At 69.5% G+C, this 25,348-nt stretch carries 26 protein-coding genes; 11 read left to right on the plus strand and 15 right to left on the minus strand.

Going from position 1 to position 25,348, the window contains the following annotated elements; genetic code table 11:
- Positions 1 to 83 precede the first annotated feature (83 nt).
- The 9 genes from AC16DP_RS16560 to AC16DP_RS16600 all read left to right on the plus strand — a co-directional run bounded on the left by AC16DP_RS16560 (position 84) and on the right by AC16DP_RS16600 (position 9,129).
- The gene (locus AC16DP_RS16560; protein ID WP_329727141.1) at positions 84 to 467 is read left to right on the plus strand and encodes an NADH-quinone oxidoreductase subunit A; all 384 of its coding nucleotides are present in this window, start codon (positions 84 to 86) and stop codon (positions 465 to 467) included.
- A 15-nt stretch (positions 468 to 482) separates the two neighbouring features.
- The gene (locus AC16DP_RS16565; protein ID WP_329727140.1) at positions 483 to 1,040 is read left to right on the plus strand and encodes an NADH-quinone oxidoreductase subunit B; all 558 of its coding nucleotides are present in this window, start codon (positions 483 to 485) and stop codon (positions 1,038 to 1,040) included.
- 159 nt (positions 1,041 to 1,199) lie between these two features.
- Positions 1,200 to 2,543: an adenylate/guanylate cyclase domain-containing protein gene (locus AC16DP_RS16570; RefSeq protein ID WP_329727139.1), complete on the plus strand. Its 1,344-nt coding sequence runs from the start codon at positions 1,200 to 1,202 to the stop codon at positions 2,541 to 2,543.
- 88 nt (positions 2,544 to 2,631) lie between these two features.
- Positions 2,632 to 3,144, plus strand: a complete 513-nt coding sequence (locus AC16DP_RS16575; RefSeq protein WP_329727203.1) for an NADH-quinone oxidoreductase subunit C — start codon at positions 2,632 to 2,634, stop codon at positions 3,142 to 3,144.
- A gap of 36 nt (positions 3,145 to 3,180) precedes the next feature.
- Entirely contained in the window at positions 3,181 to 4,446 is a 1,266-nt protein-coding gene (gene nuoD / locus AC16DP_RS16580) for an NADH dehydrogenase (quinone) subunit D (protein WP_329727138.1), read from the plus strand.
- Complete coding sequence (locus AC16DP_RS16585) at positions 4,443 to 6,311, plus strand: NADH-quinone oxidoreductase subunit G (protein ID WP_329727137.1); 1,869 nt, start codon at positions 4,443 to 4,445, stop codon at positions 6,309 to 6,311. The genes nuoD and AC16DP_RS16585 overlap by 4 nt, the downstream gene beginning before the upstream one ends.
- Before the next feature lie 2 nt (positions 6,312 to 6,313).
- On the plus strand, positions 6,314 to 7,792 hold the full coding sequence (locus AC16DP_RS16590; protein WP_329727136.1) for a complex I subunit 1/NuoH family protein: 1,479 nt from the start codon (positions 6,314 to 6,316) through the stop codon (positions 7,790 to 7,792).
- 17 nt (positions 7,793 to 7,809) lie between these two features.
- A complete protein-coding gene (locus AC16DP_RS16595) occupies positions 7,810 to 8,571 on the plus strand; it encodes a NuoI/complex I 23 kDa subunit family protein (RefSeq protein WP_329727135.1) in 762 nt (253 codons plus the stop codon).
- A 201-nt stretch (positions 8,572 to 8,772) separates the two neighbouring features.
- Positions 8,773 to 9,129, plus strand: a complete 357-nt coding sequence (locus AC16DP_RS16600) for a (2Fe-2S) ferredoxin domain-containing protein (protein ID WP_329727134.1) — start codon at positions 8,773 to 8,775, stop codon at positions 9,127 to 9,129.
- Positions 9,130 to 9,141: 12 nt separating this feature from the next.
- Here AC16DP_RS16600 and AC16DP_RS16605 read toward each other — a convergent pair whose 3' ends face one another.
- Positions 9,142 to 11,715, minus strand: a complete 2,574-nt coding sequence (locus AC16DP_RS16605; RefSeq protein ID WP_329727133.1) for an adenylate/guanylate cyclase domain-containing protein — start codon at positions 11,713 to 11,715, stop codon at positions 9,142 to 9,144.
- 112 nt (positions 11,716 to 11,827) lie between these two features.
- On the opposite strand from AC16DP_RS16605, the gene AC16DP_RS16610 reads away from it, so the two are divergent.
- Complete coding sequence (locus tag AC16DP_RS16610) at positions 11,828 to 12,706, plus strand: hypothetical protein (protein WP_329727132.1); 879 nt, start codon at positions 11,828 to 11,830, stop codon at positions 12,704 to 12,706.
- Between the two features lie 12 nt (positions 12,707 to 12,718).
- On the opposite strand, the gene AC16DP_RS16615 is transcribed toward AC16DP_RS16610, so the two are convergent.
- From AC16DP_RS16615 to AC16DP_RS16650, 8 genes are all read right to left on the minus strand, one after another.
- Positions 12,719 to 13,972 (minus strand): hypothetical protein, encoded by a 1,254-nt coding sequence (locus AC16DP_RS16615; RefSeq protein ID WP_329727131.1) that lies wholly within the window; start codon positions 13,970 to 13,972, stop codon positions 12,719 to 12,721.
- A 119-nt stretch (positions 13,973 to 14,091) separates the two neighbouring features.
- The gene (locus AC16DP_RS16620) at positions 14,092 to 14,364 is read right to left on the minus strand and encodes a YtxH domain-containing protein (protein WP_329727130.1); all 273 of its coding nucleotides are present in this window, start codon (positions 14,362 to 14,364) and stop codon (positions 14,092 to 14,094) included.
- Between the two features lie 40 nt (positions 14,365 to 14,404).
- The gene (locus AC16DP_RS16625; protein ID WP_329727129.1) at positions 14,405 to 14,842 is read right to left on the minus strand and encodes a hypothetical protein; all 438 of its coding nucleotides are present in this window, start codon (positions 14,840 to 14,842) and stop codon (positions 14,405 to 14,407) included.
- Between the two features lie 37 nt (positions 14,843 to 14,879).
- Complete coding sequence (locus AC16DP_RS16630; protein WP_329727128.1) at positions 14,880 to 15,080, minus strand: hypothetical protein; 201 nt, start codon at positions 15,078 to 15,080, stop codon at positions 14,880 to 14,882.
- A gap of 54 nt (positions 15,081 to 15,134) precedes the next feature.
- The gene (locus AC16DP_RS16635; RefSeq protein ID WP_329727127.1) at positions 15,135 to 15,356 is read right to left on the minus strand and encodes a DUF3618 domain-containing protein; all 222 of its coding nucleotides are present in this window, start codon (positions 15,354 to 15,356) and stop codon (positions 15,135 to 15,137) included.
- Positions 15,346 to 15,795 (minus strand): phage holin family protein, encoded by a 450-nt coding sequence (locus AC16DP_RS16640; RefSeq protein ID WP_329727202.1) that lies wholly within the window; start codon positions 15,793 to 15,795, stop codon positions 15,346 to 15,348. The genes AC16DP_RS16635 and AC16DP_RS16640 overlap by 11 nt, the downstream gene beginning before the upstream one ends.
- Positions 15,796 to 15,927: 132 nt before the next feature.
- Positions 15,928 to 16,692, minus strand: coding sequence for an endonuclease/exonuclease/phosphatase family protein (locus AC16DP_RS16645; protein WP_329727126.1), 765 nt, complete (start codon positions 16,690 to 16,692; stop codon positions 15,928 to 15,930).
- A gap of 21 nt (positions 16,693 to 16,713) precedes the next feature.
- Complete coding sequence (locus AC16DP_RS16650) at positions 16,714 to 17,178, minus strand: hypothetical protein (RefSeq protein ID WP_329727125.1); 465 nt, start codon at positions 17,176 to 17,178, stop codon at positions 16,714 to 16,716.
- Positions 17,179 to 17,416: 238 nt separating this feature from the next.
- Here AC16DP_RS16650 and AC16DP_RS16655 point away from each other — a divergent pair, with 238 nt between their 5' ends.
- Complete coding sequence (locus tag AC16DP_RS16655; RefSeq protein WP_329727124.1) at positions 17,417 to 18,328, plus strand: M23 family metallopeptidase; 912 nt, start codon at positions 17,417 to 17,419, stop codon at positions 18,326 to 18,328.
- Between the two features lie 7 nt (positions 18,329 to 18,335).
- Here AC16DP_RS16655 and AC16DP_RS16660 read toward each other — a convergent pair whose 3' ends face one another.
- From AC16DP_RS16660 to AC16DP_RS16685, 6 genes are all read right to left on the minus strand, one after another.
- Entirely contained in the window at positions 18,336 to 19,124 is a 789-nt protein-coding gene (locus AC16DP_RS16660; RefSeq protein WP_329727123.1) for an enoyl-CoA hydratase/isomerase family protein, read from the minus strand.
- Complete coding sequence (locus tag AC16DP_RS16665; RefSeq protein WP_329727122.1) at positions 19,067 to 19,780, minus strand: TetR/AcrR family transcriptional regulator; 714 nt, start codon at positions 19,778 to 19,780, stop codon at positions 19,067 to 19,069. The genes AC16DP_RS16660 and AC16DP_RS16665 overlap by 58 nt, the downstream gene beginning before the upstream one ends.
- Positions 19,781 to 19,875: 95 nt before the next feature.
- Positions 19,876 to 21,420, minus strand: coding sequence for a hypothetical protein (locus AC16DP_RS16670; protein WP_329727121.1), 1,545 nt, complete (start codon positions 21,418 to 21,420; stop codon positions 19,876 to 19,878).
- An 88-nt stretch (positions 21,421 to 21,508) separates the two neighbouring features.
- Positions 21,509 to 21,859 carry a helix-turn-helix domain-containing protein gene (locus AC16DP_RS16675; protein ID WP_047862667.1) on the minus strand — a complete coding sequence of 117 codons (351 nt, stop codon included), beginning with the start codon at positions 21,857 to 21,859 and terminating at the stop codon, positions 21,509 to 21,511.
- 410 nt (positions 21,860 to 22,269) lie between these two features.
- Positions 22,270 to 23,805 (minus strand): AMIN domain-containing protein, encoded by a 1,536-nt coding sequence (locus tag AC16DP_RS16680; protein ID WP_483956801.1) that lies wholly within the window; start codon positions 23,803 to 23,805, stop codon positions 22,270 to 22,272.
- 264 nt (positions 23,806 to 24,069) lie between these two features.
- Complete coding sequence (locus AC16DP_RS16685; RefSeq protein ID WP_329727119.1) at positions 24,070 to 25,347, minus strand: alpha/beta fold hydrolase; 1,278 nt, start codon at positions 25,345 to 25,347, stop codon at positions 24,070 to 24,072.
- Position 25,348: the final 1 nt, after the last annotated feature.

Genomic DNA, 25,348 nt, shown 5'->3' on the forward strand with positions numbered 1-25,348 from the left:
GCTTTCCTCTGTCATGTCCGGGGCTTGGCTTCCGGGGTTTCTCCATTGACACGGCTGCCCGGTGTCCCTAGGGTCCGCGCCGAATGAACCCCACGCTCGACCCCAACCCCCTGGCGCCCTACCTGCCGCTGGCGATCGTGCTGCTGCTCGCGGGTGTGCTGTCGCTCATCATCGTTCAGCTGGCCGCCGCCCTGGGCCCCAAGCGTCCGAGCGCCATCAAGTCCACCGCCTTCGAGGCCGGCTCCGAGAGCAGTGGCCCGGCGCGCCAGCGCTTCGCGGTGAAGTTCTACGTGGTGGCCCTCCTCTTCATCGTGTTCGACGTCGAAGCCGTGTTCCTGTACCCCTGGGCGGTGAACTTCCAGGCGCTCGGCTGGTTCGGCTACGTGGAGATGCTCGTTTTCGCTGCGACCCTCGTGGTGGGCCTTATCTACATCTGGAAGAAGGGCGCCCTGGAGTGGGAGCACTGAGGGCACTGAGGAATCATGGCTGACTCTGACATCGCACCCGTACTGACCACCCGCCGCGACGAGGCCATGGGCTTCTTCGAGCGGATGGTGTCCAAGGGCCTGGGTTGGGCGCGCAAGTACTCGCTCTTCACCTACCCGTTCGCCACCGCGTGCTGCGGCATGGAGTTCATGTCCGTGGCCGCCGCCCGTCACGACATCGCCCGCTTCGGCGCCGAGTTCCCCCGGTTCTCGCCCCGTCAGGCGGACATGCTGATGGTGATCGGCACCATCAACCAGAAGCAGGCGCCCATCCTCAAGCGCGTGTACGAGCAGATGGCCGAGCCCAAGTGGGTCGTCGCCTTCGGCGTGTGCGCCTCGTCGGGCGGCTTCTACGACAACTACGCCGTGCTCCAGGGCATCGACCGCATCATCCCGGTGGACGTCTACATCCCGGGCTGCCCGCCGCGCCCCGAGCAGGTGCTCGACGGCCTCAAGCTGCTGCAGGACAAGATCGGCAACCAGGTGCACCGGGTGGGTCACAAGGGCTCGGCCCCGCACGACCTGCTGGCCGCGCAGTACAACCTCAGCAAGTAGGCCCCGCGCACCACCGGGTGCAGCGGCTCCAGGGCCCCGCGAACCTCTCCGGAGGTGGCGGGGCCCTCGCCTTTTCGGACGAGCAGGCGGGCTCGCGAACCGTGCGGACCTCCGGGGGACGTGCGAGAATGCACCATTCCCCCTTACCGCCGAGGTCGCGTGGACGAAGCCGGGCAGACACGACCCCCCCTCATCGACTTCCTGCGGGAACCGGTGGGGAGGGCCCTCGAGGAGGAGCGCCGGCTCAACACCGCGCGTCTGGCGCTGCTGCGCTTCCTCGGCGTGTCCGCCATCCTGGCCATCACGGTGTACCTCGCCCGGGTGCAGGGGCTGGCGGACTGGGAGGTGTACCTCGCTCCCTTCAGCGCCTACTGGATGTGCACCGCGATGACGGTGGGCATCGTGTGGCGCTGGCCCCGCGGGGCGAGCTGGGCGGGCCTGTCGCTCGCGGTGGTGGACGTGCCGGCCATCTACTGGCTGCAGCACCTCGCCCTGCCCGTGTCCCCTTCTCCTGGAGGCGTGGCGGGTTTCACCCTGGGCCTCTACTGCTGCATCATCGTCCTGTCGGCGCTGTCGCTGCGCCGGCCGGTGCTCTTCGCCGTGACGGGAGCGGCCTGCGTGGCCGAGGTGACCCTGCAGGCCGAGGCCTCCATCGGCGTGGGGGCGCGCGTGGTGGCGGTGGTGGTGCTGGTGCTGACGGGTGCCGCCGCGCGCTACCTCTACCACCGCATCCGCGTGCTCATCTCCGCGGTGACGAGCGAGGAGCTCAAGCGCGCCCAGCTCGGCCGCTACTTCTCCCCCGCGGTGGCCGAGCGCCTGCAGGACCTGGCCTCGCCCGTGTCCACCCCCGAGGTGCGCGAGGTGACCATCCTCTTCTCGGACCTGCGCGACTTCACCGCCCTCAGCGAGCGGCTGTCCCCCGAGGCCGTGGTGGCCATCCTCAACGAGTACTACGGCCGCATGGTGGAGGTCGTGTTCCGCCATGGCGGCACGCTCGACAAGTTCATCGGGGACGCACTCATGGTATACTTCGGTGCCCCCCTGCCGGACCCGGCGCACCCCCGGCGCGCCGTGGAGTGCGCCCTGGAGATGGTGCGCGAGCTGGAGGCGCTGAACGCCGAGCGGACCGCCCGGGGTGAGCCCGCCCTGCGCATGGGGGTGGGCCTGCACACCGGGCGGGTGGTGCTCGGCAACATCGGCTCCACCGCCCGCCGCCTGGAGTACACCGCCATTGGCGACACGGTGAACCTGGCCAGCCGGATCGAACACCTCACCAAGCAGCACCGCACCCCGGTGCTCGTCTCCCGGGAGACCCGGGAGCGGGCGGGGGACGGGTTTCACTGGCGGGAGGTCCCCCCCACCCCGGTGGCGGGCAAGCGAGAGCCGGTGGCCACCTTCATTCCCGGGCCCCTTACCGCCCGGGAGGGCACCGAGGAGCCGGCCCGGAAGCCCCATTCCGGCGAACGCCGGCTTCTGACTCGCGTAAGTAGTGAGGATGCCTGAGGGATTACGTTGACGCCTGCCGGGGGGCATCCTTATAACGCGCCGGATTCCATAGCCAGCATTGGGGCCCCCTTTGAGCACTTTCGCACTGGACAGGGTCACCGCCCAGTTTCCGGAGGCGGTGGCGGAGCGCTACCTCGACCGCACTGGCGGCGCCTGGGCCGTCATCCACGCGGAGCACCTTCCCAAGGTCGCCGCGTTCCTCAAGAACGAGCTGGACTTCAAGCTCTTCACCTCCATCGACGCGGTGGACCGCCTGCACCTGGCGGAGAATGATCCGCGCTTCGAGGTCGTCTACTTCATCTACTCGCTGTCGCGTCACGAGCACGTGCGCTTCAAGGTGCGCGTGAGCGAGGCCCGTCCGGAGATTCCCTCCATCACGCCCGTGTTCCGCGGCGCCGACTGGTGGGAGCGCTTCGTCTGGGACTTCTACGGCATCCGCTTCTCGGGACACCCGGACCTGCGCCGCGTGTTGCTGTACGAGGAGTTCCAGGGCCACCCGCTCCGCAAGGACTACGCCCTGCGCGACCGTCAGCCGCTCATCCCCGAGCGCCCTATCAAGGACATCTTCCGCGGCCCCGGCACCAGCGGCGTTTCCTGAGCGCCTCCCACCGGCAGCCTCCCGAGGACAGACATCATGGCGGACACCCACAAGCCCGTGTCACCCCCCACCCCCGAAGCGCCCAACCCGGACACCGACGCCTACGCCCACGAGGCGGAGCTGGAGGCCCACCTCCAGACCAAGCGGATGTACGTGAACATGGGCCCCTCCCACCCCGCCACGCACGGCACCGTGCGTCTGAAGGTGGAGCTCGAGGGCGAGAACATCGCCGAGATCGACTGTGAGATCGGCTTCCTGCACCGCGGCTTCCAGAAGAGCTGCGAGAACGTCACCTGGACGCAGTGCCTGCCGTACACGGACCGGTTGAACTACGTGTCCGCGATGATGAACAACTTCGGCTTCCTCAACGCCGTGGAGAAGCTCATCGGCCTGGAGATCCCGGAGCGCGCCCAGTACATCCGCGTCATCGGCTCGGAGCTGCACCGCATCCATGATCACCTGACGTGCGTGGGCGCCACGGGCATGGAGCTGGGCGGCTTCGCCCCGTTCCTCTTCGCCGTGGAAGCGCGCGAGCTCATCATGGACCGCGTGGCCGAGCTGACGGGCGCGCGCCTGACCACCAACTTCGGGCGCATCGGCGGCATGAACCGCGACCTGCCCGAGGGCTGGAGCGAGAAAGTCATCAAGACGCTCGACAAGGTCATGGAGCACGTCAACGAGATCGACGGGCTGCTCTCGCGCAACCGCATCTTCGTGGACCGCACCAAGGACACGGGCATCATCACGGCCGCGGACGCCATCGACTACGGCTGGACGGGCCCCTGCCTGCGCGCCTGCGGCGTGGACTACGACGTGCGCAAGGTGAAGCCCTACTGGGTGTACGACCGGATGGAGTTCGACGTCCCGGTCGGCGAGAAGGGCGACAACTACGACCGGTACCTGATGCGCATCGAGGAGATGAAGCAGTCGGATCGCATCATCCGCCAGGCGCTCCAGCAGATTCCGGCCGGCCCCATCATCCTGGACGACTGGCGCATCGCGCTGCCGCCCAAGCCCGAGGTGTACGGCACCATCGAGGGCGTCATCTCGCACTTCAAGCTGGTGATGGAGGGCGTGCAGGTGCCCGCCGGTGAGGTCTACGACTGCACCGAGGCGGCCAACGGCGAGCTGGGCTGGTACATGGTGAGCGACGGCAGCGGCCGTCCCTACAAGGTCCACGTGCGCGCGCCGGGCTACCCCATCCTGTCCGCCGTGCCCCACATCATCAAGGGCAAGCTGCTGGCGGACCTCATTCCCACCTTTGACACGATCAACATGATCGGCGGCGAGGTCGAGCAGTGAGCGACAACGACACCAAGAAGCCCACCGGAGACGCCCAGCCGCCCCCGAAGGGTGCGCCCACGGATACGCCGGCGGCGAAGATCGGCTCCCAGCCCTCCAACCCGCCCGCGGGCGCCAAGCTGGACACGCCTCCGGCCGCGCACAGCGCCCCCACCGCGCCGCCGCCTCCTCCCGCGGCCAAGCCGGCCGGGCCGCCCCCGCCCAAGAACCCGGGCTTCGTCACCTGCACCATCGACGGCAAGGAAGTCGTCGTGAAGCCGGGGACGAACATGATCGAGGCGGCCCGGATGGTCGGCTCGGACATCCCCTACTTCTGCTACCACCCGCGCCTGTCCATCGCGGCCAACTGCCGCATGTGCATGGTGGAGGCCTCCAACGCCCCCAAGCTGGTGCCCGGCTGCCAGACGCCGCTCGTCGAGGGCCAGGTCATCAAGACCACCACGCCCAAGGTGAAGGAGCAGCAGCGCGCCGTCATGGAGTTCCTGCTCCTCAACCACCCGGTCGACTGCTCCATCTGCGACCAGGCCGGTGAGTGCAAGCTGCAGGACTACTACATGCGCTACGACTACCGCCCCTCCCGGCTCGAGGGCGGCAAGGTCATGAAGAACAAGCGCAAGGTGCTGGGGCCCCGCGTGGTGCTGGACCAGGAGCGCTGCATCATCTGCAGCCGCTGCGTGCGCTTCATGAACGAGATTCCGAAGGAGCCGCAGCTCGGCATCTTCGGCCGTGGCAGCCACGAGGTCATCGACACCTTCCCGGGCAGCGAGCTCAACAGCAACTACTCGCTCAACACCGTGGACATCTGCCCGGTGGGCGCGCTACTCAGCCGCGACTTCCGCTTCCGCGCCCGCTCCTGGTTCCTGTCCGCCGCTCCGTCCGTGTGCACCGGCTGCTCGCGCGGCTGCAACATCTACGCGGACTTCATGGCGCAGGACACCTACCGCTACCGCCCGCGCGAGAACGAGGCCGTCAACAAGAGCTGGATGTGCGACCACGGCCGCGCCACCTACAAGGGGCTCAACACCGGGCGCGTGCTCAGCGCCGTGGTGGGCCGCCAGCAGGGCACCGGCACCGCCCGTCCGGAAGTGGCGCGCAAGGAGGCCATCCAGGCCGCCGCCAAGGCGCTCTCCGGCGTGAAGGGCCAGGTGGCCGTGCTCGCCTCGCCCGTGGCCTCCAACGAGGATCTGCTCGCCACGCTCACCTTCGCCAAGGCGACGCTGGGCGCGAAGGAGATCTACGTGGGTGGCCGCCCGCAGGGCGAGGCGGACCACTACCTCCTCACGGCGGACCGCAACCCCAACCGCAAGGGCCTGGAGTTGATCGCCCAGGGCCTGGGGCTGGCGCTCAAGCCGTTCGAGGACCTGGTGAAGGCCCTGGACGGCGGCAAGGTGAAGGCGCTCTACGCCGTGGGCACCGAGGTGCCGGGCAACGTGGAGACCTTCGCGCAGGCGGCGGCGAAGCTGGACGTGTTCGTGGCGCAGGCCACCAACGAGTCGCCGCTCACCGCGCAGGCCACCGTGCTGCTGCCGGCCTCCGCGCACGTGGAGTTCGATGGCTCCTTCGTGCAGGTGGACGGCCTCATCCAGCGCTTCCGCAAGGCCTACCCGTCCAAGGGTGACGCCGTGGGGCACTGGGCCCTGGCGGCCGAGCTCAGCCGCGAGATGGGTGGCACCGCGGCCTGGACGTCCTCTCGCGAGGTGTTCCGCGAGCTGGGCAAGCAGGTGGCCGCGTTCGCCGGGTTCGATTGGGACAAGTCGGCTCCTCCCGACCGGGAGAAGCCGGGCATCAACCCGCTGCCGACCGCCGCCGACGGCCGGCCTCCGGGGTACCGTGAGTTCGGCGCTCCCAGGGTCCGGGGTATCTGACAATGAAGCGCACACTCACCATGCTTTTCTGGTTCGGCGTCATGTTCGCCCACTTCGTGGGCATCATGGCGGCGGCCTATGCTCTGGGCGGTCTCGTGGAGGGGGTCCTCCCGGGCGGTAGCCGCCTGACGAACCTGGCCATCCTGATGGTGGCCGTCGTGATGGGCATCGCGTCCCTGCTCACGGTGGCCGAGCGCAAGTGGAGCTCGCTGATGCAGAACCGCATCGGCCCCAACCGCGCGCGCATCAACCTGCCGGGCATCAAGAACAGCGCCCTGGTGGGCATCCCCCACTTCCTGGCCGACGGCATGAAGATGCTGTTCAAGGAGGACTTCCTCCCGGCCACGGCCAACAAGCTGCTCTACAACCTGGGGCCCATGCTGGCCTTCGCGCCGGTGTTCGCCCTGTTCGCGGTGGTGCCCGCCGGCCCCACGGTGTCCGTGTTCGGCCACACCGTGGACATGGTGGTGGCCACCCCGGACTTCGGCCTGCTCTACGTGTTCGCCATCGCCTCGCTGGCGGTGTACGGCACGTCGCTGGCCGGCTGGTCCTCCAACAACAAGTTCGCCCTGCTCGGTGGCGTCCGCGCCGCCTCGCAGATGATCTCCTACGAGGTCGCGCTGGGCTTGTCGCTGGTGGGCCTGATGATGGCCTTCTCCACGGTGCAGCTGCCCGCCTTCGTGGGCAACGTGGCCAACGAGCTGGGCATGGGCAATGCCGCTGTCGGCCAGGCCCGCTACCTGTGGGAAGCGCGGGTGGGCGGCTTCGACATCGGCGTGCCCGCGTGGGGCTTCCTGCTGCAGCCGCTGGGCTTCTTCCTCTTCTTCGCCGCGGCCTTCGCGGAGACCAAGCGCGCCCCCTTCGACACGCCCGAGGGTGAGTCGGAGATCATCGGCTACTTCGTCGAGTACTCGGGCATGAAGTTCGGCCTCTTCATGATCTCCGAGTTCGTGGAGATCGTGGTCCTCTCCGGCCTCATCGTGGTGCTCTTCTTCGGTGGCTACCACCTGCCCTTCGGCGGCGAGTGGCTGTCCAACCTGGCGCTGATGAAGGAGCACGGCTGGCTGTACGGCACCCTCCTGGGCACCGTGTTCTGGGCGAAGGTGATGTTCTTCGTGTGGCTGCAGCTGGCCATCCGCTGGACGTTCCCGCGCTTCCGCTACGATCAGATCCAGACGCTGGGCTGGAAGATCCTCCTGCCCATCGGCCTCTTCAACGTGTTCGCCACGGGCGCGCTGGTGCTGTGGGATCCGTCCCTGCGGGCGCTGGCGGTGTTCGGCCTGCTGCAGATCGGCCTGCTGATCGCCCTGACCACGTCCTCGGCGCTCAAGTCCGAGGAGGGCCACGGCGGGGGTCACGGGCACGGTCACGACGCCCACGGTCACGACGCGCATGGTCACGGCCTGCCGGCCCACGGCCACGCCGCCCACGCGGACACCCATTCCGGTGCGCACTCCGGTGCCGCCGCGGCTTCGCACTAGGCTGAGAGAAAGACACCATGGCTTACAAGGCGACTCAGGATCCCCGCACCGACATCCGCGAGCGTTCCTACCTGCCGGAGCTGATCAAGGGTCTGGCCATCACCACGCGGCACTTCCTGCGCAACCTCTTCGGGACCCGCGAGGTGGGCGTCCCGTTCGAGGATCGCAAGGGCACCAGCCTCGTCACCACCGTGCAGTACCCCGAGGAGAAGGTCCCCTATCCTCCCGGGTACCGCGGTCTGCACCGGCTGGTTCCGCGCGAGGATGGCAAGCCGCGCTGCGTGGCCTGCTACATGTGCGCCACCATCTGCCCGGCCCAGTGCATCTACATCGAGGCCGGGGAGTACGAGGTGGACGCGGCCGAGGGTGAATCGCGCGTCATCGAGAAGTTCCCCACCCAGTTCGTCATCGACGAGCTGCGCTGCATCGTGTGCGGACTGTGCGTGGACGCGTGCCCCAAGGACGCCATCCGCATGGACACGTACACGCACACTCCGCCGGAGTACAACCGGCAGGGCTTCGTCTACGACATCCCCAAGCTGCTCAAGGGGCCCGCCGTGGCGCACCCGTCCGACCCGTGGAACAAGCGCCCGGGCTCGGAGCAGCCGGCCCACGTGCACAAGGAGGCCCACACCCGCATCGGCGAGGGCCACGAGGGCGCGCACCACGGCCACGAGCTCGCCGCGGGCCACTCGCACGGCGACCACGTCACCCCGGGCACCCGCTCCACCGTGGTGTCCAACGAGGGCCCCGTGCCCGTGACGAAGTTCCTCAAGTAGGACGTCCGGCACTCCGCCGGCTTCCGGCCCGCCCTCCCCGCTTGCTCGCGGTGGAACGGCGGGCCGGTTCCGTTTCGAGGGGGGCCCGCGTGCAGCGGCATTGGAGCCCTACAACCCGGTTCGCTGCGTGCGAGGGGGCTGGCCCTCACCGGCCGCGCGACCCTTTCCGCCTCCTCGCAAACGCCGTAGGGTGGGTGACGCATGAAGCGCTACCGCCTCTCCGTGTGCAAGGGCTCGAGCTGCAAGTCGAACGGCTCCGACTCCGTGGCCGCGGCCGCCCGTGACGAGCTGTCCGCCCGCAAGCTCCAGGCGCGCTGCGAGCTGTACCGCGGAGGCTGCTACGGCTTCTGCCACATGGGCCCCAACGTCGTCATCCGCGAGGAGACGGGACGCAAGCGGGATCCGCTCTCCCCCGAGGACTTCCAGCTCATGGGCTGGGAGGGCGAGGTGTACTACTCGCACATGACCCCGGAGAAGATGAAGCGCGTGGTGGCCGAGCACATCGAGCAGGACAAGCCCGTCGTCGAGCTCTTCGGCCACCCGGACGAGGCGGAGTAGTCCGTCCCCCCTTCACTTCCCCTCGAGCGCGAACACGCCGTCCCAGTCCTCGGGCGGCGCCGCCGAGGCGAACTTGCGGCAGCGCTCGGCGTACACGCCGGCCACCGGATCCTGGAACGTCTCCGCACCCTGCGTGAACAGCGCCAGCGCCTCGTCGAAGCGCCGCTGGTGGTACGCGGTGAGCGCCTGCTCGTAGAGCGCGAGCTGCTCCTGCATTTGCGGGGTGATTTCACCCTTGCGGCCCACCAGCTCGTGCAGGCGCGAGGGCTCGGCCCGGCTCTTGAGCCGCACCCGATCCACCTCGCGGAAGACGTAGGCGTCCTGCGCCAGCTTCGCCGCGGTGTCCCCCACCAGCACGAAGGTGCCGTAGCCGCGGTTGAGGCTCTCCAGGAACATGGAGAGCTTCACCGACTCGCCCATGACGGAGTACTTGGACTCGAAGTCGCTGCCCATGCCGCCCACCAGCACCTCGCCGCTGTCGATGCCGATGCGGCACTGCAGGTGCTGGCCGTACGTCTTGTCCCAGTACTCCTGGCGCTCCGACAGCACCGTGCGCACCTTCAACGCGGCCTCGCAGGCGTGGTGCGCATGACGCTCGGTGCGCACGGGCGCGCCCCAGAAGGCCATCACCGCGTCGCCGATGTACTTGTCCACCTGGCCGCGCGTGGCCCGCACCACGTCCGTCACGTCCGTCAGGTAGTCGTTGAGCAGCTGGATGAGGCGCTCGGGCGTCAGCTCCTTGGCGAGCCGCGAGAAGCCGACCAGGTCACAGAAGAAGACCGTCACCTCGCGGCGCTCGGGCCGCGTCAGCAGGCGCAGGTCGCGCGTGACGAGCCGCGCCACCTCGGGGCTGACGTAGCGGCCGAGCACGTCGGTGACGAAGTGGCGCAGCTGCCGCTCGGAGCGCGAGGCCTGGACGATGGTGAAGATGAAGGTGAGCCCCATGGCCAGCAGCGGGCCCATCATCGCCACCCAGAGCCGCTCCTTGAGGAAGATGTGCCAGGCCCCCCAGGCGTAGAGCAGGCCCACCGCGCTCATGGCGCCCAGGTACACCAGCACGTCGCCGGACGAGCGCAGGCCCCGGTTGAAGGTGAGCGCCACGAAGGCACCGATGAAGGCCATCCCCAGCGTCAGGAAGAGATCCATCCGCGGGGTGGCGCGGGTGATGCCCTCGGACTGCAGCAGGTTCACCAGCGACTGCGCGAGCACCGCGCCCGCGGGCGTGTACTCGCCGATGGGCGTGTGCTGGTAGTGCATCCCCTGGCGCGAGGTGTTGGTGAAGACGATGAGGCGGCCCTCGATGTCGTGCACCGCCCGGGGTGGCACGCCCTCGCGCACGGCGAAGAGGTTGAGCAGCACGTTCCACGCGGGAATGGCCCGCGACACCGAGCCCCGCGAGCCGCGCCCCACTTCCGCCGCATCCCAGCGCACCAGGCTGTAGCCGGACTCGTCCATGGGGATGGAGAAGCGGTCCCCCACGTACAGCCGGCCGTCCGCGTAACGCAGCTGGCGCGTGTTCGCCAGGCGCATCGCCGCCATCAACGGCAGGGAGGGCAACACGTGCCGGGTGCCCTCGCGCGAGCGGTAGCTGACCAGGTGGGGCACGGCCCGCACCACGCCATCCGGCTCGGGCAACACGGTGCTGGAGCCGTACAGGCTCGCCGTGCCGAGCAGCGGCGCCACCGGGTGCTCCAGCTGCCGCACCTCCTCCAGCTGCGCCACGTCCAACCCCTCCACCTGCACCTCGGCCAGCGACACGAAGAGCTCGAGCGGGCCCACGCGGTGCGTGTCGTCCGTCACCCGGCGCTCCTGCACCTTCGGTGGCTCGCGCACGCCCTGCTCCAGCGCGACCCGCTGGCCCTCCTGCTCGCTGGCCACGCCCGCCCACACCTCCAGCGCGTTGCCCGCGGGGATGAGGTAGGCCGGCCGCTGATCCGACAACACCTTCTGCACCCGGCCCCGGGCCTCGGCCTCGTTCGGGTAGGTGCCCAGACGCACGCGGTACGGCCACAGCCGGCTGCCCGCGGGGATGCCCCGGTCCAGCGACCAGGAGAAGGCCAGCAGCGATTTCTCCGGGTAGCGATCCAACAGCTTGCGGAAGGCCTGGTCGTCGTCCAGCCCCTCCAGAGCGGGCGTGCCCTGGGCGAGGCAGGCGCGTGGACTGCGCTCGGTGAAGGGGAAGTCGAGCAGCACCAGCTCCGCGCCCTCGTCGACGAGCCGGTTGGACAGGCCGCCCAGAATCTCGCGGGGCCACGGGTTGGAGGCGATGCCGGGGTGCTCGTCCTGGCGGGCCTCGGCGAGCGTCTCGTCATCGAGCGCCACCACCACCACGCGATCCGAGCGTGAGGAGCGGCCTCCCAGTGAGCGCGCGCGCCAGTCGTAGGTGGCGCGCTCCCACGACTGCAGCCACGCCGAGGGCCGCGCCAGCAGCGCGATGGGGGTGGCGTCCTCGGACAGCAGGGCACGGGGGACGCGATAGAAGACGAGCAGCCCCAGGATGGCGCCGAAGAGCGTGGCCTGCAGGAGCGAGTAGCCGAGCCGCTGCAGGAAGCGGAGACCGGCCGAGTAGATGGGAAGGCTTCGCACGGGAGCAGGCACCATACCGCGTTCGGCCCCCATCCCCAGCCCTCCCGTGGCCCTGATATGCTCGCTCGCCGGGCCGTCCATCTGGGCGGCCTGCCCTTCTGGAAAGACGCATATGAAACGCATCCTGCTGTCCGCCGCCGTGACCGCTCTCCTGGTCGCCCCCCTTGCCTGCAACTTCGACCAGCTCCTGGCCGAGAAGGTGATGGTGGGCACCCTCCTGTCCACACCGGATGTGGACGTGTCGCTGGTCGCCATGTCCGGGCTCGACGCCGGCACGCTGCCCGACGGCGGCATCCCCCCGGGCGAGGAGCGGATCACCATCCCGGGCCAGACAGAGGCCTTCGTCTTCTTCGCCACGCGCGACGGCGAGCAAGGCACCCCCGAGCCACTCTCCGATGCCACCGTCCGCATCGAGATCCAGAACGGGGGCTCGCTCGCCCTCGAAAAGCAGGGTGAGGACACGGGCATGTACAGCCTGAAGAGCGACTATGGCGACGATGCGGGTGTGAAGTATGTGAATGGTGCCACCTACAACTTCGTCGCCGTGCACGGCGGCAACTCGCACGTGGGCCAGGTGAAGGACGCGCCGGCTCTGGAGCGGATTGAAGCGCTCCACCCGGCCGGGGGCTACGTCCGGCACGCGGCCAACCAGAGCCTCACGCTGAGGCGGCCCACGGAGAGTGGAGGCAAGCCACTGACGCTCGGCTTCGTCACCGTGGTCCCACTCGACATGGAAGGTCGAAAGGGTGCGATCACCTACACCAACATGCCGAAGGAGCCGCTGGACTTCCTGCAACTCGTGACGGCGACCGGCGAGTGGCAGCAGGAGATCCTCTCCATCCCGGGTACCGCCTTCCCCCAGAAGGACAGCAACTACCTCGTCATCTTCCAGACGGCGCAGCTCGGCGGCCCGCAGTCCGACAACCTGTTCACTGGTAGCACGCTGCTGGTGGGCACCGCCGACATCGGTCTGGTGCACACCCTCGAGTAGCCGCCCGGGTTCCTACCCCGCCTCCACCTCGAGCTCGAGCCTGCCCTCGAGCTTGAGGCGCAGCAGGTGGCCCGCGAAACGCTCGGACTCCTCGCGCGTGAGGACACCGCGGAAGCCCGGGCCCTCGGCCACCTCCACTTCCATCACCGGTCCGCGCTGCAGCAGGCGGAAGAAGTCCTCGCCGCCCTCGGGGCGCGGGACGAAGACGGGCAGGAATCCCTTCACGGGCAGCACCTCGCCCGGCGCACGCACGCGGGCCACCAATGCCGGAGCCTCCGGGCGCACCTCCGCCGGAGCCACGCCCTCTTCCGGGTAGAGCGGCGCGGGCGGGAGCGACACGTCCTCGGTGGAGTCGTCGAAGAGGAACCCGTGGCGAGAGGGAATGCGCCCGGCGAAGAGGTACAGCAACAGCACGGGAACATCCCCGCCCACCCGCTCCACGTGGAGGATGACGCGCGTGGCGCCCACCTTGCGCAGCAGCAGCTTCAAGCGCGGAGGCGAGCCGGCCAGATACCGCCGCACCCGGTCCTTCACGGTGGAGCGGATCTCCTCGAAGGCCGCCTGGAAGCGCGCCTCGCTCTCGGACTCCTCCTTCGCGAGCGCCTCGCGTGCCCGCGCCAGCTTCTCCTCGGCCTGGCGCAGGAAGTCCCGCATGGGCGCATCTCCGGAGGTGAGCGCCGACTCCTCCGCCGGAGCCGGTTCCGCCGAAACGGCCCGCTCCTGACTCGCCGCGCGCACCGCGCCCACCAGGAAGGAGCCCTGCTGATCCAACCGCTCGCGCTCCTCCTGGAAGCGCAACCGCGCGGTGCCGTACGCCAGCCGCAGCTCGAGCCACGCGTCATAGGCGGGCTCCAGCGTCTCCATGCCACGCACCCGGGCCAGGGCCCCGCGCGTCACGGCCTCCGCCGACGCCGAGGGCGCTCCCGGCACGCTCCCGGCGCGAGCCACGGGCGTCTCTCCCTCGCCACCCACCGCGGGCAGATCGCGAGGCGTATCCCGGCGCGGCGAGGACACGCGCCTGGGCGGAAGCTCCTGCGCCGCCGCGGGCCGCCGGGGCCGCACGGGTACGGGGAGCGGACTCCCCTCCTCCCACGCCCCATCGATGGCGGCCATTTCCCTCGGCGTGTCGCGGCGCAGCGGCGAGACCTCGCGCTTCACCGCACCCCGCGCCCGAGCGGGGGCCTCCACCTTCGGCTCCGAACCGGAGGCGCCCTTGCCTGCCCGGCCCTTGCCGCTGGCCGGCTTGCGTTCCTTCCTCGACGTCACGCCGCGAGCTCCCGCATGGACTTGGAGTGTACCGCCTGGAAAGTCGAAGGGGCGACCCGGTTGAGCGGATCGCCCCTCGACGGCCGCCCGGATTCCCGGGCGGAGCACGGACAGCGGACTCAGGCGCCGCGGGACACGGACTCGGGGCGCTGCTGGCCCGTGCCGTTGGACAGCGTGTCCCCGCCCTGCAGCCGGTTGCGCAGGTCATCGCGCAGCTCGGCACCGGGCTTGGGCGCCATCAGCAGGCCGAGGCCCGCGCCCACCAGCATGCCCACGGAGAAGGCGCCCAGCGCGGGCAACAGCCAGTCCGTGGGGCCCTTCTTCGTCTCGAGGCCGATCAGCTCGAGCAGATCGTCTCTGTCCATCTTCTTCAGATCCTTGGCGCTGAACATCGCGGGCACTCCATGTGCGGCGGGTGGGAAGGCAAGTCAATCACACCTGGGAACCCTGGGGGCGGTCCGAACCACCGGCGTTGCCGGTCCCGGCCATGCGGGCCCCCGTCTCGACGCCGCGCAGCGCCGCCTCGGCCATGCCGATGAGCTCGTCCTTGACCATGGGCAGCGCCGCCAGCCGCACGCCCAGCCGCAGCAGCCGGCCCGTGGTGCGCGTGAAGAGCCCGCCGCCGAGCACGTAGCCCACGCCGAGCGCCGCGGCCATCATCAGGTACGGATTGCGATCCACGCGGCCCTTGAGGTCCAACGTGTCCTGCAGATCCGTCACCGCGCCGCGCGCGTCGTCCCACAGCTGCTGCGCGTCCGAGCCGATCCGGTCCACCCGATGGCCGAAGCCGTCCTGCCCCTGATTGCCCTGTGCCTGGCTGCCGTTGGAAGACGGGCCGCCATTGCCCGGGTTGCTCTGGAAGGTCGTCATGTAGGAACTCCGATGCGTCGAGAAATCGGTGACGGGCTCAGCGGCGCGAGGCGATGCGGCCGATGATGAAGCCCACGGCCACGGCGCCCAGCAGACAGGTGCCCGGGTTGGCGCGGATGAAGCTCACCACGCGCGTGTTCACATCCTCCAGGTTGCGCCGCGCCTCGTCGATCTGCGGCAGGAGGTTCTCCTGGAGCTGGCGGGCCTTGTCCTGAATCTGCTGCGGGTTGACGTCCATGGAAACCGTCTCCTCTCGGGGTGTTGGGAAGGGTGGTGGCGAAGATGGGGCGTCTCAGCGCCTTTGGCTATTGCCGATGAGGAAGCCGACGAAGAAAGCCGCCCCCAGGCACGTGTAGGGCCGCTCTCGCACCCACTGGCGCCAGTCCGTGCGCCGCGCCACCTCCTGGCGCAGCTCGCCCACGGACAGGGCCAGCTCGGCGCGGGTGCGTTCGATCTCCGCGCGGATCTGCTCGGCCGTCTGGGGCACGACACGCGCCTTGCCGTCAGCGGCCATGGCCGGCCTCCGGGGGAAGGGTCGCGGGCTGGACGGCCGGCACCGGAACCGGCGTCTGCGCGAGCGCCGTCACACTGCGGTTGAGCTCCTCGGCGGTGTCGTCCATGAGCCGGAAGGACTTGAGCCGCGAGGCGGCTCGCGCGATTCCCATTCCTCCGCCCACGAGGTTGACGGCGCCCACCAGCGCGAGCGCGCCGTCCCAGCCGATCCACCGGGCCAGGAAGGCGGACAGCGCCGCGCACAGGAAGCAGTAGCCCACCAGCACGAAGGGCACGAAGGCGGCGATACGCGCCACGTCCGTGCCCATGACGCGCGCGTCCTCCATCAACTCCACGCGCGCCAGCGTGAGGTGCTGAGTCACCAGTTTGCTGAAACCATCCGTCAAGCGCCCGAGGAGCGCGCTCAATCCGCGCTCCGTCTGTTCGGTGCCCAAGCCCATCTGCTCCCCAGCCGTCGCTCTCATTCGGAGGTCCCAACGTAGGATCCTCCCTTTCTCCGCGACAACCCCGCCACGGAGGAATCTGTCCGGCGTTCGTCAGCGTCGGCCATCGGACGGACCGGAGGCCCCAGGCTAGCCGATGAGCTCCACCGGTGCCGAGAGGGGGGGCCGGGCCTCCAGGGGCGCCTCGAAGCGCATCACCAGGGGCAGGTGATCCGAGGCCACCGCCGAGAGCGGGGTGCGGTGGGCCTGGAGCGACAGCGGCTTCACGCCCGCGTCCACGTAGATGCGATCCAAACGCAGCATCGGGAGGCGGGAGTGGTAGGTGCGCACCCGGATGCCCAGCTCCAGGGCCACGTCGTGGATGGCCTGGCGCACCAGCCCGGGCACCGCACCGGGGCCCCAATAGTTGAAGTCTCCACACACGACGACCGGATCATTCCGCACGGCGTCGCGGAGGATGTCGGCGGACAGCAACAGCGCCTCCTGACGGCGGCGCTCGCTCATGCTCAGGCCCAGGTGCAGGCAGAAGAGGTGGAGCTGCCGGCCATTGCCCAGGTCCAGGTCACAGCGCAGGGCGCCCCGGGGCTCGCGGCGGGGCACGCTCAGGTCGTAGTTCTTCGACTTGAGGATGGGCAGCCGCGAGAGGATGGCGTTGCCGTAGCGGCGGCCGTTGCGCACCACGTTGGGCCCGAAGGCCATGTGCAGCCCGAGCAGATCCGCCAGGTGCTCGGGCTGATCCTCGCGCGACGTCACGCCCCGGTAGTCCCCCACTTCCTGCAGGGCGATGACGTCCGCGTTGATCTCCCGCAGCACGTCCCCCACGCGGTTCAGATCGAACTGGCCATCCGTCCCGATGCCGCTGTGGATGTTGTAGGAGACGAGCGTCAGCTCCACGTGTGGCCTGTTCCCGGGCGACTAGCCCTGCACGAGCCGCATGCGCTGCGCGGCGAGACGGGCCGCTTCCATGGGCAGCGACAGCAGCCGCCCCGTGGCCCGGGTGGCGTCCTGGATGCCCGACTGGAGGGCGCGGAACTGGCGCAGGGCCTCGTCGAGCACGTCCCGGAGCGCCGCGCGCGAAACCATCGTCGGCTCCTCGGACACCGGCAGCGCGCCGATGGGCTGGCCCCGGTTGGTGGCGGAGGGCTTCACCGGCGCGTTGGCCGACAGCCCCGCCAGCGCCTCGAGCTGCGCGTTCATCGCGCGTACCTGGAACATCTCCTCCGTCTCCGCATGGCTGCGGCCGTAGTGGATCTCCTTGTCGGATCGGCGCTCCACCGCATGCCGCGCGGACAGGGCCTGCTTGTCCCGGCGGCGCACCCCACGGGCCGGAGTCGACGTCTTGGGTGCGTTGAAGTGCTCGAAACGGAAGTTGCGCGGCATCCGATTATCTCCCCCTCAGAAACAGAAAACGGATGACGCGCAAGCTAGGGAGCCATGCGAGCAGAGGGAACTTCGAGGCTCACATGGGCCCGCTCGTCCGCCTGCTCCTCGAAGGACGGAGCATGCGCCCCTCCTTCCTCCGGCAGGTGGCGCTGACAGCCACGCGGCGGACATTCGGGGGGTTGTCGCTGCCGGCATTCGTTGACGCCCTCCCCTTCCGCACGCATATCTCGCCCCCGTGCACACCGCCCCGCTCAGAAGGCTTCCGTTCCTCCTGCTGGCCCTCGGACTGTCCGCTCTCGCCGCCGAGGAGCGTCCCCTTCTCTCCCTTCAGCCCGCCGCCGCCCGTCCGGGAGATCCGGTGCTCGTCACCGTGCGGGGCCTCACCCAGGTTCCCACCGGGACGCTCGGAGAGCGCCCCCTGCGCTTCTATCCGACGCGCGAGGGGTTCCAGGCCCTCACCGGCCTTCCGGTGGAGCTGACGCCGGGACCGGTGCCGGTGAAGGTGTCCGTGCCCGCCCAGGGGCTCGTCACGCCCACGGAGCTCACGGGCACGCTGGACGTGGTGGCCGCGGGCTGGCCCTCGCGCACGCTGAAGGTGGCCAACAAGTTCACCGTGAAGAAGCCCGAGCCCGAGGTGCAGGCGCGCATGGAGGCGGACAAGGCCGCCTTCGCCGCCGCCTTCGCGCAACCCTTCGCCGCGCCTCTCTTCCAGGACAACTTCGCCTGGCCGCGCCAGGACACCATCACCGCGCCCTATGGCGATCTGCGCACCTACAACGGCAAGAAGCAGAGCCAGCACTACGGCACGGACATCCGCGGTGCCACCGGCACGCCCGTGTACGCGGCCAACGCGGGCACGGTGGTGATGTCGCGGGATGCGTACGCCTCGGGCAACACGGTGCTCGTGCACCACGGCGCGGGCCTCTACACGGCCTACTTCCACCTGTCCGCCACGGACGTGAAGGACGGCGATCGCGTGGAGCGCGGCCAGCTGCTCGGCAAGGTGGGCGCCACCGGCCGCGTCACCGGCCCCCACCTCCACTGGGGCGTGAAGGTGGATGACATGTGGGTGGACGGCGAGACGCTGCTCAAGCTCGACTTCACCGGCGAGCCCGCCCCCGCCGTCACCCAGCGCGACAAGGAGTAGCGGTCCTTCAGCGATCTTTCCACTTCGGGGGCCGCTTCTCGATGAAGGCGGTGACCCCCTCGGCGGCGTCCTCGGTCAGCACGTTGAGGGACAGCTGCGAGGACAGGTACTCCAGCGCGGCCGGCAGCGGCATGTCCTCGGCGGTGAAGAAGGCCCGGCGTCCGAGCGCCAACACCGCCTGGCTCTTGCCGGCCAGCTTCCCGGCGAGCCCCGTCACCGCCGTGTCCAGCTCCGCCGCGGACACCACCCGGTTGAGCAGCCCCAGCGCGAGCGCCTCGCGCGCCGCCATCCGCTCGCCCGTCAGCACCATCTCCAGCGCCCGCTTGCGGCCCACGTGCCGCTGCAGCAGCGCCATCATCATCATGGGGAAGAGCCCCACGTCGATCTCCGGCGTGCCCAGCTCGGCGTGCTCGGCGGCCACGGCCAGGTCACACGCGAGCACCAGGCCCAACCCGCCCGCGAGCGCATGCCCGTTGACGCGTGCCACCGTGGGCTTGCGCACGTCCTGCAGCCGCAGCAGCAACCGGCCATAGGCGCGGCGGCCCTCGTGGGAGGCCAGAAAACCCCCCTCCCCGCCCATCTGCCCGAGGTCTCCTCCCGCGCAGAACACCTTCTCTCCCGCGCCGGTGAGCACCACCACGCGCACGGCGGCATCCGCCTCGGCGCGATCCAACGCGGCCATCAACTCCCGCAGCACCTCGGGCGAGAGCGCGTTGCGCGCCTTCGGCCGATCGATGGTCAGGAGCGCTTGCCCGCCTTGGGCCTGGTACCGGACGACACCTTCTCCTGCTTCCATGACGCCTCCGCGGGAGTGGCGGCGCCGGGAAGGACGCCGCGAAGGAAGGACTCGGCGATCTGCAGCTTGGCGCGCTCCAGCGCCTCGGGGCCACGGTCCTCCATCAGGCCGGACACGAAGGCGGTGAGGCCCAGCTCGATGGCGCCGAAGAGGAGCGAGGCGCACAGCATCGGGTCCAGGTCCGCGCGCAGCTCGCCGGTGGACTGGGCGCGCGCGAACATGTCCGCGGCCATGCGGATGGTGTCGAGGTAGGCCTGCTGACGGCTGACGACCTGGGTGCCCGCGGGGCTGCGGGCCACCTCGAGGATGAGCACCTTCACCGCGCGCGGGTCCACCCGGTAGGCCTCGAAGGCCACGTCCGCGATGCCGCGCACCTTCTCCTCGAGCGAGGTGCTCTCCTCCTCCGCCACCGCGCGCATGCGCGAGACGAAGCCGCTCCACCCCGTCTCCACGACGGTCTCCAGCAGCTCGTCCTTGTTCTTGAAGTAGTGGTAGACGAGCCCGTAGGCCACGCCCGCCTCTCGCGCCACGTCCGCGATGCGGCACCCGTGGTAGCCCTTGCGCGCGAACACGTCGATCGCCGCGCGCAGGATGGTGCGGCGGCGCTCACTCTCCCGGTTCCCTGCCGCCTCCGACTTGCTCTGCCGCTGACTCACGCGGTGTCTCTCCCCGGCCCGTTGATTCGCCAATCAGCCGGGGAGGACGCTACGGATGCAGGGGCCCGGGGTCAATGCCCTTGCCGGGCCTCTGACTACTGGATGGTGCCCTCGACGATGGGAGCGAACACGAGGGCCTCGTGACCCTCCTCCGGCGAGGCGGTGAACCGGCAGGGCGCGCTCACCGAGTAGGCGATGGGCCGCGGGTAGTCCGGCGCCGGAGGGTTGGCGGCGGGATCGCGCACGTCCTCCACCGAGTACGTCATGAGCGTGTAGGCCGGGTAGGTGAAGGCCTTGCCCGAGAGGAACGTGGACACCTTCACGGGCCCCACCGAGCCATTCTCGCAGCCGTCCGACTCCGCGTTGCGGGCGATGCTGTTGAACCAGGGATCCGCCAGCAGGAACGAGGCGACGTACGCGTCGAACTTCAGCATGTTCCGCACGTTCCGGGGCGGGGTGCCACTCGGCGCCGGAACGAGCTGGCGCACCACGGCCTTGGGATTGCGCGAGTTGATGGCGCGGTCCAGCTCGTGCGGCCAGCCCGTCCAGAGGATGCGCTCCTGCACCCAGATGAGCGTGATGGAATCGTACTTGCCGTTCTTCCCGTCCCACTTGCCATTGCCGTTGGCGTCGACGTAGCGCTCCTTGGCATCCCAGGTGCCGTTGTCGTTGTTGTCGACGAAGGGCTCGGTCAGGTCCACGAAGGGCTCGTCCGCGTCGCGCACGCCGTTGTTGTTGTTGTCGTCGAAGGCTTCCTCGCCCGAGGTGACGGCGATCATGCTCACCAGGTTGTCGCGGGGGTTGTTCTCCTTGCCCGGACGGACGGGATCCTGCCGGCGCGGCTCCTGGAGGGTGGGCTCCGCGAGGTAGCCGGCGATGGGATCGTCCTGCCACATGAACGGGTGCATCCACAGCGGCGCGATGTACTCGCCGGTGTGGGTCTCGTCGTTGAGCGGATTCCAGGAGAAGGTGCCCGGGGTCACGTCGTCGGGCATGGGCAGCGAGGTCTTGTAGAGGACCTGGGCATTGCCCACCACGTCGGTGACGCTGGTGGCGCTGGGGCCGATGGTGCCGGCCTCGGTGAGGAAGGACACCTGCGCCCCGGCGATACCATCGCCGTTGCGGTCGGCCACGTGGGCGATGCAGTTCAGCTTCACACCCGCGATGAGGTGACGCGTCTCATCGTAGGCGCCAATGGCGTGCACACCACCGGAGCCATCACCGGAGACGGAGCCGCACTGGAACGTGAACTGGCGGGAGTTGGAGGAGGAGCCGGCGAAGGTGACCGCGGGGCTGGTCACCATCAGGTCCTCCACCCGGGCGATCACCACCACGGAGGAGACACGGCCGCCCTTGGCCACCACCTGGGTGGAGGCAATGCCGGTGCCCACGTCCGTGGTGGCCTCCGGGGGGTTGATTTCGACACCGGAGACGGGCGCCTGCGTCTCGAAGACGATGCGCACGCCCGGCTGCGGCTGACCACGAGAGTCGATGGCGCGAAAGCGCAAAGTGGTGATTTCCCCCAGCTTGGGCTGAAGGGGAGATTGATCCACGAACTCCAGCGTGGCCGGGAGGGAGGGCTGGCATGCCGCAAGCACTCCACTCGCGATCGCCATCCACACGGCGAGACCCAGACGCATCTGAGAAGACTCCTTAGAAGAGGACTTCCATCTTCCCGGTCTCAGATGCGTCCAGTCAAGGACAGCGGCCTTTTCAGGGCTGCCTGGGTCAGGCCGCGGAGCCGCTGAACATGGCCCGGGCCACGCCCAGCAGGCGGTCGACATCCCGGGCTGTCAGGCCCCTCGCGCGAGCGAAGTCCGACAACGGCCGCAGCAAATCCTCCGTCTGCGCCGGTGTCTCCTCCGTTCCCGCGAAGAGCTCGCCCAGGCTCACGCCCAGGGCCAAGGCCAGGGCGGCAAGGGTTTCCACATGCGCAACGCGCTCTCCCCGCTCGATCATCGAGAGGAAGGAGACGCTGATTTGCGCCCGCTCCGCGAGCTCCTCCTGCGTCCAACGCTCCGGGCGCTGGGTGCGAAGTTCACGAATACGCTGTCCGATACGTTTGCCGAGTTCCGACACGAAAGACCTCGTCCTCCTCAGGGGGAATCCAGTCAGGGAGTGAAGAACCACGCACACGCGACCAGGATTCCTGCCTCCCGGTTCCGAACGCCCCGAGCTCCGTAACCGTGAGGTTCACTCCGAAGTCCAGGCCCGCTCGCCCCCTTGTCGAGTCCTGCCGCCCCTACGAAAAACGGAGGGAGGACACGCCGCGAGCTTGTGGCGGTGTGACGGTCTCGTATCGCATCCCGAGTCCAAAGCCGAGCCCCTCGTTCACACGCGTGGTACGTCATCGGCCGTGCGGCCGGTGGGCATCCGTGTGAGCGAGCACTTCCAGGAAAAATATTCAGTCTGGAATGGGGGCAGCCGAGCTGACACTCGGCCGCATGAGGGAAAAGCCTTACGTCCCGGGACGGCTGGCGCCGCGTGCGTCAGCGGCGGGAGGGGCGCTGGAACTCGATGAAGACCTCGTTGCCCTCCTGGCGCGTCTCGAACGAGACCTGCTCCTTGAGCTTGATGGCGACCCGGACGGTGCGGGAGGGACCCGCATCGGCATTCACGGAGGCCACCGCCGTGTCGAAGAAGGAGGTGTTGAGCGAGCGGGTGTTGTTGGACTCGGAGATGCGGGTGTTCTCCAGCTCCAGCACCACTTCCTTGTTGCCCTCGGTGACGTTGTAGCGGACGGGCTCGTTGGTGCGCACGAAGACGCGCGCGCGAGCCGGCTGGAAGCCCACCAGCGTCATGACCTTGCTGCGCGAGGAGCCGCCCGCGCTGTCACCCTGCTCGGGCTCCCGGCGCGGCGTCTCGGCCTGGGCAACGCGAGTCTGGCGCGCCTCGGCCTGCTGGCGCTTCTTCTCCTCGGCGGCGGCGCGGCGCTCCTCGGCGGCGGCGCGAGCCTCCTCGAGCTTCGCCTCCCGCTCCTCGGCGGCCTGGCGCTTCTTCTCCTCGGCGGCGGCGCGGGCCTCGTCCTGCTGGCGCTTCTTCTCGGTGGCCGCGGCCTGGGCCTCCGCCTCGCGGCGAGCCTTCTCGTCGGCCTGCTGGCGCTGCTTCTCCGCGGCGGCGGCGCGGGCCTCGTCCTGCTGGCGCTGCTTCTCCGCGACCGCGGCGGCTTCCTTCGCCGCACGCTCCTCCTGGAGACGCCGCTGCTCGGCCTCCTTGGCCTGCTGGGCCGCCACCCGCGCGGCCTCCTCCTGCGCCTTGCGATCGGCCACCGCCCGGGCCTCGGCCTGCCGCCGGGCCTCGGCATCCGCCTGGGCCGCCGCGGTCGCCTGGGCCGCGGCCTTCTCCTGCTGCTGCCGGTCCGTCTGGGCCGCCGCGGTCGCCTGGGCCACGGCCTTCTCCTGCTGCCGCGGGTCCGCCTGGGCCGCCGCGGTCGCCTGGGCCGCGGCCTTCTCCTGCTGCTGCCGGTCCGTCCGCGCCGCCACGGCCGCCTGCTCCGCGGTGGTACCGGGCGGGGTGGCCGCCGCCGCCGGAGCCGTGCCCGCCGGAGCCGTGCCCGCCGGAGCCGTGCCCTGGGCGGCGCCAGGCCGCTCCGCCACGGCCGCGCCCCCACCGCCCGCGATGGTCACCACCAATGAATTGCCGGCGGCCTGGATGTCCGTCTCCACCTCCCGCTCGTAGCCGATGAGCACCCGGGCGATCGACGACTCGTCCGAGCCGTAGCTGGCCGTGCGGATGCCGGTGATGGTGCCATTGCCGACGGCGAGCTCCTCCTTCACGCCGGAGAAGACGGCCTCGGAGATGTCGATGACGAGCCGGGGCGGATCCGTCATCGTGAAGGTGGTGAAGTTGGGCTTCCGGGTGCCCACGATCTCCACCCGGCCGCCCGTCACGTTGACGGCCGTGATGGTGTTGAGATTGCCCGGGGCCTGCCCCTCCTGCGCCAGAGCCAGGGCTGGCACCATCACGCAGGCAAGCAACGCAACCAGGATGGCCTTCATCGGCGACTTCCCTCTGGACGGACGCATGGCGTCTCGAAGCTAGCACGCGGTACTCGGGCTCCAACTTTCCAGCAATCCCGCCGCGAGCGTGGTGGGTTCGTGCCCTGAAAATGGCCATCGGGCCGGGCACTTCCCACCTGGAACGGCCACACCCCGGCATCCGGTTCATCGGCCTCGAGCGGTGGCACTGGTAGACGTCTACCAGTGATGTAGGCCAATGTGCGTCTTCACTGGTAGACGTCTACCAGTGAAGCCCTCGGACGGCAGCACTTCCCTCGCGCGGCGGCCCGCTCAGCGCAGCCGGGGCAGTGCCGGCTTGCGGGTGCGGTGGGTGCGCGCGTACTCGATGAGGTTCTTGATGTCGTAGCAGATCTGCCGGATGTCGTGCCCCATCGTCAGCTCGATGTGGCTGTTGCCCTTCACCGGCCGCCACAGCAGGTACTCGCTCTGGGCCGCGTGGTACACGCTGCGCGTGGACTCCACCGAGGCCAGCGGATCCATGTCCCCGAAGATGATGGCCATGGGGATGTGGATCTTCGAGAAGCCCCGCTTGAAGTCGTACCCGGTGCGGTAGCAGACCATCTCGCCGCGGCGGATCCACCGGGCGAACTGCTCCACCACCTTGCGAGGCTCGCGCTCTCCACCCTCGCGCAGCAGCCAGCGCACGTCCTTGGAGCTGACGCGAGCGGGATTGCTCAACCGGTTGATGCGGGTGGTGAGGCGGTTGAAGACGGGATGGTCCTCGGCCCGGGCGAGCTGCTTCTCCGCGAACTTCAGCCAGTCATCCACCGGGATGTAGTGGAAGCGGTGCTGCTGGGGACCGTCCCTGGGCTCCAACCACCGGGCCAGCTTCTCGTTGACGGCGGAGGCCCCGCGCGCGAGCAGCATGCGCCCGGTGTGCCCGACGCGCTCCTCCAGGTTGAGGCCGGCGATGGCCGTGTCGATGGCCGCGCCCAACAACGGAGTGCCCAGGGCCAGCACGCGAAGCGCCGCGATGCCGCGGCCCAGGTCCGCCGGAGAGCCGATGGTGATGAGGCCATCGAAGTCGTCGTGGATGCCGGCGTAGCCGTAGCCGAGCATGCCGCCCATGGAGTGGCCGCAGTAGAAGATGCGCTCGCGCCGGGTGATGCGTTTGACCCCCGACACGGCCGCCGGCAAGTCATAGAGGAAGTAGCTGTCGATGTCCCAGCCGTAGTCCAGGTCCTGCGGCAGCGGGCGGCGGAAGCGCGCGGCGCGCTCCTTCTGGAACTCGATGGAGCTCTTGCCGTGGCCGCGCAGCTCGAGGATGTGGATGTCCACCCCGAAGAAGAGCAGGTTCTTGACGAACTGGCCGCTCGTCCAGGCGTGCCGGTTCTGCGAGAAGCCGTGCACCAGCAGCAGCGGCTCGCCGAACAGGGGCTGCGCGAAGGGCTGCTTGACGGGGCGATAGCGGGTGATGACGAGGGACCAGCCATCGGCCGTCTCCACCACGTACTTCGTCTTCTGGTAGAGCGACCGGAAGTCGAGCTCATCGACCGTCGGTGTATGGGGACCCGTTGGAGTCGCCGCTCTCCAATCCGGCAAGCGCATA

This window comes from Archangium sp., from assembly GCF_057119385.1.

What these genes read in the sequence shown, in the direction of transcription:
- AC16DP_RS16560 (WP_329727141.1), top strand. Translation starts at nt 84, where the DNA reads ATGAACCCCACGCTCGACCCCAACCCCCTGGCGCCCTACCTGCCGCTG.
- AC16DP_RS16565 (WP_329727140.1), top strand. Translation starts at nt 483, where the DNA reads ATGGCTGACTCTGACATCGCACCCGTACTGACCACCCGCCGCGACGAG.
- nuoD (WP_329727138.1), top strand. Translation starts at nt 3,181, where the DNA reads ATGGCGGACACCCACAAGCCCGTGTCACCCCCCACCCCCGAAGCGCCC.
- AC16DP_RS16590 (WP_329727136.1), top strand. Translation starts at nt 6,314, where the DNA reads ATGAAGCGCACACTCACCATGCTTTTCTGGTTCGGCGTCATGTTCGCC.
- AC16DP_RS16595 (WP_329727135.1), top strand. Translation starts at nt 7,810, where the DNA reads ATGGCTTACAAGGCGACTCAGGATCCCCGCACCGACATCCGCGAGCGT.
- AC16DP_RS16600 (WP_329727134.1), top strand. Translation starts at nt 8,773, where the DNA reads ATGAAGCGCTACCGCCTCTCCGTGTGCAAGGGCTCGAGCTGCAAGTCG.
- AC16DP_RS16610 (WP_329727132.1), top strand. Translation starts at nt 11,828, where the DNA reads ATGAAACGCATCCTGCTGTCCGCCGCCGTGACCGCTCTCCTGGTCGCC.
- AC16DP_RS16620 (WP_329727130.1), bottom strand. Translation starts at nt 14,364, where the DNA reads ATGTTCAGCGCCAAGGATCTGAAGAAGATGGACAGAGACGATCTGCTC.
- AC16DP_RS16625 (WP_329727129.1), bottom strand. Translation starts at nt 14,842, where the DNA reads ATGACGACCTTCCAGAGCAACCCGGGCAATGGCGGCCCGTCTTCCAAC.
- AC16DP_RS16630 (WP_329727128.1), bottom strand. Translation starts at nt 15,080, where the DNA reads ATGGACGTCAACCCGCAGCAGATTCAGGACAAGGCCCGCCAGCTCCAG.
- AC16DP_RS16635 (WP_329727127.1), bottom strand. Translation starts at nt 15,356, where the DNA reads ATGGCCGCTGACGGCAAGGCGCGTGTCGTGCCCCAGACGGCCGAGCAG.
- AC16DP_RS16640 (WP_329727202.1), bottom strand. Translation starts at nt 15,795, where the DNA reads ATGGGCTTGGGCACCGAACAGACGGAGCGCGGATTGAGCGCGCTCCTC.
- AC16DP_RS16650 (WP_329727125.1), bottom strand. Translation starts at nt 17,178, where the DNA reads ATGCCGCGCAACTTCCGTTTCGAGCACTTCAACGCACCCAAGACGTCG.
- AC16DP_RS16660 (WP_329727123.1), bottom strand. Translation starts at nt 19,124, where the DNA reads ATGGAAGCAGGAGAAGGTGTCGTCCGGTACCAGGCCCAAGGCGGGCAA.
- AC16DP_RS16670 (WP_329727121.1), bottom strand. Translation starts at nt 21,420, where the DNA reads ATGCGTCTGGGTCTCGCCGTGTGGATGGCGATCGCGAGTGGAGTGCTT.
- AC16DP_RS16680 (WP_483956801.1), bottom strand. Translation starts at nt 23,805, where the DNA reads ATGCGTCCGTCCAGAGGGAAGTCGCCGATGAAGGCCATCCTGGTTGCG.
- AC16DP_RS16685 (WP_329727119.1), bottom strand. Translation starts at nt 25,347, where the DNA reads ATGCGCTTGCCGGATTGGAGAGCGGCGACTCCAACGGGTCCCCATACA.